Annotated in this window: 8 protein-coding genes; all 8 read right to left on the bottom strand. The window is 70.8% G+C overall.

What is annotated here, in order from left to right; all coding sequences use genetic code 11:
- Nucleotides 1-172: 172 nt before the first annotated feature.
- The gene (locus IY392_RS02475; protein ID WP_107757468.1) at nt 173-1045 is read right to left on the bottom strand and encodes a carbon-nitrogen hydrolase family protein; all 873 of its coding nucleotides are present in this window, start codon (nt 1043-1045) and stop codon (nt 173-175) included.
- 61 nt (nt 1046-1106) lie between these two features.
- The gene (locus IY392_RS02470) at nt 1107-3734 is read right to left on the bottom strand and encodes an AMP-binding protein (RefSeq protein WP_194860420.1); all 2628 of its coding nucleotides are present in this window, start codon (nt 3732-3734) and stop codon (nt 1107-1109) included.
- 64 nt (nt 3735-3798) lie between these two features.
- On the bottom strand, nt 3799-4221 hold the full coding sequence (locus IY392_RS02465) for a heat shock protein transcriptional repressor HspR (RefSeq protein WP_107757470.1): 423 nt from the start codon (nt 4219-4221) through the stop codon (nt 3799-3801).
- The gene (gene dnaJ, locus IY392_RS02460; protein ID WP_107757471.1) at nt 4218-5411 is read right to left on the bottom strand and encodes a molecular chaperone DnaJ; all 1194 of its coding nucleotides are present in this window, start codon (nt 5409-5411) and stop codon (nt 4218-4220) included. The genes IY392_RS02465 and dnaJ overlap by 4 nt, the downstream gene beginning before the upstream one ends.
- A 105-nt stretch (nt 5412-5516) precedes the next feature.
- Nucleotides 5517-6143, bottom strand: coding sequence for a nucleotide exchange factor GrpE (gene grpE, locus IY392_RS02455; RefSeq protein ID WP_107757472.1), 627 nt, complete (start codon nt 6141-6143; stop codon nt 5517-5519).
- Complete coding sequence (locus tag IY392_RS02450; protein ID WP_017838418.1) at nt 6140-6337, bottom strand: hypothetical protein; 198 nt, start codon at nt 6335-6337, stop codon at nt 6140-6142. Before IY392_RS02450 ends, grpE begins: the two co-directional genes overlap by 4 nt.
- Entirely contained in the window at nt 6334-8187 is a 1854-nt protein-coding gene (dnaK, locus tag IY392_RS02445) for a molecular chaperone DnaK (protein WP_194860419.1), read from the bottom strand. The genes IY392_RS02450 and dnaK overlap by 4 nt, the downstream gene beginning before the upstream one ends.
- A 277-nt stretch (nt 8188-8464) precedes the next feature.
- Entirely contained in the window at nt 8465-9811 is a 1347-nt protein-coding gene (gdhA, locus tag IY392_RS02440) for an NADP-specific glutamate dehydrogenase (RefSeq protein ID WP_107757474.1), read from the bottom strand.
- Nucleotides 9812-10094: the final 283 nt, after the last annotated feature.

Below are 10094 nucleotides of genomic sequence, written 5' to 3'. Positions count from 1 at the left end.
GCGGGATACTGTGACCACGCGGTCCCCGTGCCCTCGCCCTCGACCGGCGGGAGACTCTCGGTGGGCGGTTCCGTGGGCGCATTCGGTTCGGTGGGCGGGTCCGTGGGCGCATTCGGCTCGGTGGGCGGGTCGACCTCGCCGCCGCCATCCTCACCGCCGTCGCGTGGCCCGGTCACCGCACGACCTCCGCGGCCGACTCCCCGGGGGACGACTCCTCGGTGATCCTGCCGTTCGCGAGGACGGGGATCTTCTCCCGGATGACGGCCACCTCGTCGTCGTCGATCTCGAACAGCGCCAGTTCCGCTCCGGGGCCCGCCTCCTCGCGCACTGTCCCGTCCGGTCCCACGAGCACGGAGTGTCCGACGCCAGTCGGGGCACCGCTCGTGACTTCCACTCCCTCCGCCTCGGGGTCGGCCTGACCGACGGCGACCAGGAACGTGGTGGCGTCGAGCGCGCGGGCGCGGGCCAGCAGCCGCCACTGGTCCACCTTCCCGGGCCCCGGCCCCCAGGACGCGGCGCAGATCGTGACGCGCGCCCCCTTTGCGGCGAGTGCCCGGTACTGGCCGGGGAAGCGGATGTCGTAGCAGACACTCAGGCCGATCCCCACCCCGTCGACGGTCACCACGCGGGTCCTGTCACCGGGTTCGACGGTGTCGGACTCGGCGAACCCGAACGCGTCGAACAGGTGGATCTTGTCGTAACCCAGGTGGAGGTCGCGGTCGGGGCCGCCCACGTTCTCGCCCCCGGCCGGTCCGGTCACCAGGAGGGTGTTACGGACCCGGCCGCCCTGGCCGGGCGTGAACATCCCGACGACGACGACGACCCCGTACTCGCGGGCGATCGCGGCGACCTCGCTCGCCCAGGGGCCGTCGAGGGGCTCCGCGACCTCGTCGAGACGGCCCGCCCCGAAGGCCCGCATCGTCGCCTCGGGCAGCACCACGATCCGGGCCCCCCGGGCGGCGGCCTCCGCCGCGGAATCGCGGACCATGCGGAGGTTGACCGCGGGGTCGCGTCCGGACAGGATCTGGGCTGCGGCGATGCGCACGGCGGTTCTCCTGGGGCTCTCGGGGTCGGGCGGGCTGGCGGCCGGGTGCTCGCCCCCGACGCTACCCTCGCCGCAGCGCTCGGGCGGCCTGTGGTGCGGACCTGCGGACCGCCCGGGCACCCCGCTCCCAGAGCGCCCAGACGAGCAGCCCCACGACCACCGACGCCGCGAAGGACAGCCACACGTGGCCGGCGTCGCGGATCGGGGGGTAGACCAGGAAGTGGGTGAGATAGATGAACAGCGAGGCCGCGGCGAGCGGGGTGAGCACCCGGACGACCGGACGTGGCAGCCGGACGGACGGGATCCAGATCAGCGCGAGCAGTCCGAGCACGATGACGACCTCGCGCCCCGGGTCACCGAACCATCCCGGCACGCAGAGCAGGGCGACGGCCGAGCACGTGACGCGGTACAACAGCGCGCGGGAGGGAGAGACCGCGCGGCCGGGGGCGGCGCAACGGGCGATCGCCCAGCCCAGGCCGAAGAGCCACAGCACTGCCGGTGCCGAGTACCAGACCTGCGGACCCCCACCGAGGTCGATCAGCCCGAACCGCACGGTGAGCCCGGCGGCGACGACCGCGGCCGGCAGGGCGAGCGGCCAGCGGCGGTCGAGGTTGCTCACCGCGGGGACGGCCATGAGCGCCGCCACGAGCAGGAGCGCGTAGACCACCGCCTCGATGAACCACATCTGCCACGGGTTCCACCAGCGGTCCTCCCACCACGAGCGGGGCCCGAACAGATTGGTGGCCAACAACGGCGAGTACCAGTGATACCGGCTGGTCAACGGGGTGACGATCAGGAGCCAGAGCACTGCGGGAACGGCGATACGGCCGGCGGTGCGCAGCACTCCGAGCGCGCGGTCGCGGGCGTCGGTGGCGTGGAGGCGGAACCTGGCCAGCGAGTACCCCGCCAGCGCCACCAGGACGTGGGCGCCGCCGATGATCGCGATGGCCCGCGTGTGGGACCCGACGATCGCCAGGATGAACAGCGCACGCAGGACGATCGAGGTGTCGACCCGCGCCCACGCGCGCCACGGCGCCCACCACCGGGCAGCCGCGGGAACGGAGACGCGGGCCAGCTCGTCGAGCTCTCCGACCGGACGCAGGTGCCAGTCACGGGGCAGACCCGGCACCAGGTCCTCGAGTCGCGTGGACAGCACGACGTAGGTCAGCGAGTCCCCGCCGAGGTCGACGAAGGTCGCGGCGGGGTCGATCTCACCGGCGTCCAGCCCGAAGGCGTGCGCGATGAGTTCACCGGGGGTCCCGTGCGCGTCCGCGGGGCAGGTGCGCCCCCTCTCGGCCACGAGCTCGCGCAGCGCCGGTTGGTCGATCTTCCCCGCCGGGGTCCGCGGCGGCTCGTCCACCAGCAGGACCTCGACCGCCGAGGCGGGCAGCCCAGAGGAAGCCGCCGCGCCCGAGACCGCGTGCTGCGCGGGCGTGTCCTGCTTCGTCACCACCACCAGTCGGTCGGGCTCGCCGACACACCAGGCGTCCAGGCCGCGGTCGGCCAGAGCGGCCTCGACCCGCCCGAGGTCGATCCGGTGGCCGAAGATCTTGGCCTCGCGCCCCATGCGGCCCACGATCTCCACCAGGCCGTCCGCGGCGATCCGCGCGAGGTCCCCGGTTCGCAGCTCCGTCAGCTCGGGACCGCGGGCCAGGTCGGCCGACTCGCGGGCATAGCCCATCATCACGTTGGGGCCGCTGTAGACCAGCTCGCCCGGGGCGTCCGGATCGCTGCCCTTCGGCCGGTCCACGCGGAAGGCGCCGCCGGGGATCGCGACGCCGATCGCCCCGGCCCGGCCACGCGCGAGGTGGGGCGGGAGATAACCCATCCGGGCGGTGGCCTCGGTCTGCCCGTACATCACGACGAGCTCTGCATCCCTGGCCTCGAGTCGCTCCGCGAGGGTACGCACCTTCTCGGGGGCCAGTCGACCGCCGGCCTGGGTGAGGTAGCGCAGGCGGGTGAGGTGGTCCAGCCGGTCCAGACCCACCCGCTCGAGCAACTCCACGGTGTGGGGGACGGCGGCGAAGGTCGTCACGCCGTGGGCGCCCGCGCGTTCCCAGAACTCGGGGCTCGCCACGGAGTCCTCGTTGAGCACCACCGAGGCGCCTGCGAGCAGGTGGCTGTGGATCACCGACAGCCCGTAGCAGTAGTGCGGGGGGAGGGTGGTGATGGCGCGGTCGGCGGGCACGATGCGGAGGTACTCGGTGATCGCCGCGGCATTCGACAGCACGGCCCGGCGCGACTGCCGGACGAGTTTGGGCGACCCGGTGGACCCCGAGGTGCTGAGCAGCAGCGCCAGGTCCGGGTGCAGGTCGTGCCGCGGCGGGGTGTGGTGCGCGGATGCCGGGATCGACTGACCCGCGCCCGCGAGGACGTCCGGGGTCCACGACTCGACGAGAGCCCGCGTGGCCGCGCTCTCCGGCGGCAGGAGCAGGACGACGTGGCCCGCCTCGTGCGCGGCGAGATAGTCGATGAGGAAGTCGGTGGTGTTGCCCCCGATCAGGCCGACCATCTGTCGTCCGGAGTCGAGCGACGGATACTCGGCTGCGCGGGCGGCGACCCGGAGGGCGAGATCGGTGTAGGTGAGGGTGGTGTCGTCGCTGATCACGGCCACCGCACGGCCACGGGCGGCGAGAGGCCCCGCCAGCCCGCCCACCCGTCGGGTGTGGCCCACCTGCTCGATCGTCACCGGACCACTGTAAGAGGTAAGCCTATCCTAGGACAATTCGTTCATCATCCACTGGATCGCGACGTCAGTGGTCCCCGCGCTGGTGGCGCGGTCGCCAGACCACGACCGAGGTCGAGCGCGGCACGTGGACCAGTTCACCGCCGACGCGTCCCCGGCCCGAACCGGAGCGGAGCTCCGCGAGTTCGTCGGTCAACTCGCGGACCCGGGACTGGAGGGCGTCGACCTGGTTGGTGAGCTGGATGATGCGTTTGATGCCGGCGAGGTTCACGCCCTCGTCCTGGCTGAGTCGCTGCACCTCGCGCAGCATCGCCACGTCGCGCAGGGAGTAACGCCGGCCGCCACCGCTGGTGCGTTCGGGCGTGACGATCCCCAGTCGGTCGTAGGTGCGCAGGGTCTGGGCGTGCAGGCCCGACAGCTCGGCGGCCACGGAGATCACCAGGACGCTGTCGTCCGGGGCCAGGTCCCCCACGTCCCGCCGGGGGCTCATGCCGACCCGGCCCAGCCAGACCGTGGATCGAAGCCCGCCGCCCGCAACGCCTCGTCATAGGCTGCGAGCTCGGCCTCGGCCATCCCGGCGGGGGGCGTCGCCACCCGGAGCGTGACCTTGAGGTCACCGGTCCCGGTCTTGCGTGCGATTCCGCGACCGCGGACCCGCAGGATCTGCCCGTCCCTGGACCCGGCCGGGATCTTGACCGTCACCCGTCCGGTGAGCGTGGGCACCGACACCTGGGCGCCGCGGACGAGCTCGGGATAGGAGACCGGGAGCTCCACCAGCAGGTCCGCGCCGTCACGGTCGAACACGGCGTCCTTCGACACGGTGACCGTGACGTACAGGTCGCCCGACGGGGCCCCGCGGAACCCGGCCTCCCCCTGACCCGAGAGCCGGATGCGTTGACCGTCCTGGACCCCGGCGGGCACCTTGACGTTGATCGTGCGGGCGCGGTCGGTGACGCCGCTGCCCGAACAGTCCGGGCACGGGTCGTCGATCTTGGATCCGGTGCCGCCGCAGTCCGTGCAGGGTTCTGCGAAACTGAACGCGCCCTGGGAGCGCTGGGTGACCCCTGCCCCGTGACAGGTGCTGCACACCTTGGGGCTGGTGCCAGGCCGGGCACCGCTGCCGTGACAGGTCAGGCAGGGCGAGGCGGACGAGAGCCTGATCTGCACGGTCTCGCCCAGTGCGGCCTCGCGGAACGACAGGGTGAGAGAGGTCTCGACGTCCTGCCCGCCCTGCGGTCGCTGCGCCCGGCCCCGACCCGCGCCGGGGGCGCCGCCGCCACGGCTCTGGGTGAACAGGCCACCGAAGAGGTCGGAGAAACCACCGGATCCCCCGGCGCCGCCGGCCCCGGCCGCACCTCCGAAGAGGTCGCCGATGTCGAAGTCGCCGCTGGTCGTGGTGAACCTGCCGCCCCCCGGGGGCGCGAAGCCACCGAACCCTCCGGAGGAGACCTGCGCCCGGAACTCGTCGTACTCCTTACGTTTGGCGGGGTCGCCGATGACGCTGTTGGCCTCGCCGACCCGCTTGAACTTCTCCTCGGCGGCCGCGTTCCCCGGGTTCTTGTCCGGGTGGTTGTCGCTCGCGAGCTTGCGGTATGCCTTGCGGATCTCGTCCGCCGTGGCGTTCTTGGAGACGCCCAGCTCGGCGTAGTAGTCCTTCTCGACCCATTCGCGCTGACTCACCAGACGCCTCCTTCCTCGATCGGGTCCTACGATTCTCGAGTACTCATTCTCCACCTCGACCGCCGGTGTGCGGGTGACCGCACACCGGCGGTGGGTCGGAACAGGTCAGCGGACGGTGACCATCGCCGATCGCAGGGTCCGCTCACCGTGGCGGTAGCCCTTGCGCAGGATCGTGCCCAGCACGGGCTCGGAACCCTCCGACTCGTCCTGCACGGCCTCGTGCACGGCCGGGTCGAACGCATCGCCTTCCTCGCCGAAGGACTCGACCCCCTGGGAGGCCAGCAAGGCGTGGACCCTGTCGGCGAAGGCCTTGAGCGGCCCCTCCTCCAGATCCCCGTGCGCGCGTGCCCGCTCCAGGTCGTCGACGATCGTCAGGAGCTCGGCGAGGACCGACCCCTTGGCGGTGTCGATGATGGCCTGGCGGTCCCGCTCGACGCGGCGGCGGTAGTTGGCGAACTCCGCCGACACGCGCTGCAGGTCCGCCGTCCGCTCATCGAGCTGGGCCTGCAGAGCGGCCGAAGCATCCTGTGACGACGGATCACCGGCGCCCTCGTCGGCGCCACCATCGGCGGACGGGGCGGGATCGTCCTCGACGATCTCCCCTTCCACGGCCTCCGGGGCCGCGGCGCCGGACTCCTCGTCCACAGCCCGGGCGGCGGCGACGTCCTCGGCGTCACCACCGGCCCAGGCGGCCTTGTCCGTCTCCGGACCGTCAGCGTGTGGCGTGGTCACTGGAACTCACCCCTGACTGTCTCGTCGTCTTCTGCCGCGGCCTCGACCTCGTCGGGAGCGACGTCGGCCGCGCCTTCTGCCACGATCTCGGCCTCGGGGGCGACGGGGGCGTCCTGGACGTACTTCTCGTCCACGGCCTCCTCGTCGGTGGCCTCCGGGTCGCCGGGATCGGGCACTCCGGTCACCTCCGTCACTTGTCGCCCTCCTTCGGCTCGTCCTCGTCCACGACCTCGGCGTCGACGACGTCGTCGTCGGCGGAACCCGCGGAGCCGGGGTCTGCGGCCTCGGCACCCTCGGCCGCGGCGGCCTCGTAGATGGCCTGGCCGACGGCCTGGGCCTCGGTGTTGACCTTTTCCACGGCGGCCTTGATGGCGTCGACGTCCGAACCCTCGAGGGCGGACTTGGCCTCGGCGATCGCGGCCTGGAGGGACTCCTTCTTGTCCGCAGGGACCTTGTCCTCGTTCTCCGAGACGAACTTCTCCGTCTGGTAGATCGTGGACTCGGCCTGGTTGCGGGCGTCCGCCTCCTCGCGGCGCTTGTGGTCCTCCTCCGCGTGGGCCTCGGCGTCCTTGATCATCTGGTCGATCTCCTCCTTGGACAGGCCCGAGCCCTCCTGGATGATGATCGTGTTCTCCTTGCCGGTTCCCTTGTCCTTGGCGGTCACGTGGACGATGCCGTTGGCGTCGATGTCGAAGGTGACCTCGATCTGCGGCACCCCGCGCGGCGCGGGGGCGATTCCGGCGAGCTCGAACGAGCCGAGCAGCTTGTTCTGCGCGGCCATCTCGCGCTCACCCTGGAACACCTGGATCTGCACCGACGGCTGGTTGTCGTCCGCCGTGGTGAAGGTCTCGGACCGCTTGGTGGGGATGGTGGTGTTGCGCTCGATGAGCTTGGTCATCACGCCGCCCTTGGTCTCGATGCCCAGCGACAGCGGGGTCACGTCGAGCAGGAGCACGTCCTTGACCTCGCCGCGGAGGACGCCGGCCTGCAGCGCGGCACCGACGGCCACGACCTCGTCCGGGTTGACGCCCTTGTTGGGCTCCTTGCCCCCGGTGAGTTCCTTGACCAGGTCGGTCACCGCCGGCATACGGGTCGAACCGCCGACCAGAACCACGTGGTCGATCGACGAGATCGAGATCCCGGCGTCCTTGATGACGGCCTGGAACGGCTGACGGCAGCGGTCGAGCAGGTCCTGGGTGATCCTCTGAAACTCCGAGCGCGTCAGCGTCTCGTCGAGGAAGAGAGGGTTCTTGTCCGCGTCGACCGTGATGTAGGGCAGGTTGATCGAGGTGGACTGTCCGCTGGACAGCTCGATCTTCGCCTTCTCGGCGGCCTCACGCAGGCGCTGGAGCGCCATCTTGTCCTTGGTGAGGTCGATGCCGTTCTGTGCCTTGAACTTGTCGACCAGCCAGTCGACGATCCGCTGGTCCCAGTCGTCGCCGCCGAGGTGGTTGTCGCCGGAGGTCGCGCGGACCTCGACGACGCCGTCGCCGATGTCGAGCAGGGAGACGTCGAAGGTGCCGCCACCGAGGTCGAAGACCAGGATGGTCTGCTCCTTGTCGCCCTTGTCCAGTCCGTAGGCCAGAGCGGCCGCGGTGGGCTCGTTGACGATGCGCAGAACGTTGAGGCCGGCGATCTGGCCGGCGTCCTTGGTGGCCTGACGCTGGGCGTCGTTGAAGTACGCGGGCACGGTGATGACCGCGTCCGTCACGTCCTCACCGAGGTAGGACTCCGCGTCGCGCTTGAGCTTCTGCAGCGTGCGCGCGCTGATCTCCTGCGGGGTGTAGTTCTTGTCGTCGATCGAGGCCGACTTCCAGTCCGTGCCGATGTGGCGCTTGACCGAGCGGATGGTGCGGTCGACGTTCGTGACCGCCTGGTTCTTGGCGGGCTGGCCCACGAGGACCTCGCCGTTCTTGGCGAACGCCACGACCGACGGGGTCGTGCGCGACCCCTCGGCGTTGGCGATCACGTTGGCCTCGCCGCCCTCGAGGACGGCGACGCAGGAATTGGTGGTGCCGAGGTCGATACCGACTGCACGTCCCATGATGTTCTCCTTCTCTCCGCGTACTCGACCGCGGACGGGGGTGGTCCGAAACTCCGTTGTTAAGCAGACCCGGCTCAAGGCTCGGATCAGTGACACCACACTGCCTCTCGGAGTGGATGCCGTCAACCCAAGTTGAGTCGGACTCGCTGAGGTTTGACGCTCCGTACAACTACCGCCCCGGCCGATCGATTCCCGTTGTGATTCAGATCACAGCACAACATGAGTCTGCCCGACTCAAACAGTGGACGGGGGCGGTACCGGCTCCATGTACTGACAACTAGATGACGCCCTGCGCGAGCATCGCGTCCGCGACGCGGCGGAAGGCGGCGATGTTCGCCCCGGCCGCCAGGTCGCCGGGCATCCCGTACTCCTCGGCGGTGGCGGCCGTGGTGGCGTGGATGCTGGTCATGATGCGGTCGAGTTCCGAATCGACGCGCTCGAAGTCCCACTGCAGTCGGCCCGCGTTCTGCCGCATCTCGAGTCCACTGGTGGCGACACCGCCGGCGTTCGCGGCCTTGGCGGGGCCGAACAGGATACCCGTGTCGTGTATCACCTCGACGGCCTCTTCGGTGCAGGGCATGTTGGCGCCCTCGGCCACGAGCCGGCACCCGTTCGCGGCCAGGGTCCGCGCGGAGTCGCCGTCGAGTTCGTTCTGGGTCGCGCAGGGAAGTGCGATGTCGCACGTCACCTCCCACACCGGGCGCCCCTCGACGAACTCGCAATCGCCCCGCTCCCGCGCGTAGACCGAGAGCCTCTCCCGCCGCACGTCCTTGACGTCGGCGAGCAGGTCCAGGTCGAGGCCCTTCTCGTCGACCACGTAACCGGAGCTGTCCGAACAGGCCACGACCGTGGCTCCCAGCTGTGTCGCCTTCCTTGCCGCGTACAGGGCGACGTTGCCGGAACCGGACACGACCACCCGCGCCCCGTCGAGGCCGAAGTCGGACTCGCGGAGCATCTCACGGACGTAGTAGACGAGCCCGTACCCGGTGGCCTCGGTCCTGGCCCACGACCCTCCGTAGGCGACCGACTTGCCGGTGATCACTCCCGCCTCGTTCCGGCCGGTGACCTTGCGGTACTGGCCGTACAGGTAGCCGATCTCGCGGGCGCCCACGCCGATGTCCCCGGCGGGGACGTCGAGATCCGCCCCGATGTGATGGGCGAGCTCGGCCATGAACGACTGACAGAAGCGCATGACCTCGCCGTCACTCCGGCCGTGGGGGTCGAAGTCCGAGCCGCCCTTGCCGCCGCCCAGGTCCAGGCCGGTGAGCGCGTTCTTGAAGACCTGCTCGAAGCCGAGGAACTTCAGGGTGTCCTCGTCAACGGACCGGTGGAACCGCAGGCCACCTTTGTACGGGCCCAGGTCCGAGCTGAACTGGACCCGGAAACCACGCTGAACCCGGATCGTTCCCGAGTCGTCCACCCACGGCACCCGGAAGGACACCACGCGTTCAGGCTCGACGATCCGCGCGAGGATCCCGCCCTCGACGTACTCCGGATGCTGCCTGACCACGGGGGCGAGAGACTCGAGCACCTCGTGCACGGCCTGCCGGAAGAGCTTCTGCCCGGGATTTCGGGCTACCACGGACTCGAGCGCATCGTGTAGTGCGGCGTCGGCGTCGGACATGGGACCTCCGGTGTAGGGGCTGCGGTGTAGGGGATGCGGCCTGAGGGACGGTCGGCGTGGGCCACCCGCCGCGGGCACTCACCCGATACCGAACCCCCGCAAGGCCCCTGCCACGGCCGGAACGGCGTCGCCGCCGAGCCGCAGCCTAGCCCCTGGCCGGACTCGCCTCCGAGTCAGGTCACGCCGGGAACGCGCGCTGCACTGCCCGGGCCGAAACTGCCCGCCGAGGCCACTGCGGTCCTACGATCGACGTTCACCGGCCCGGCCGGCCCCTGCCCCGCCT

The organism is Dietzia sp. SYD-A1, assembly GCF_015356725.1.
Taxonomy (GTDB): Bacteria; Actinomycetota; Actinomycetes; order Mycobacteriales; family Mycobacteriaceae; genus Dietzia.
The sequence above is the reverse complement of the archived record's forward strand: the minus strand, read 5'-3'. Positions and strand labels throughout refer to the sequence as shown.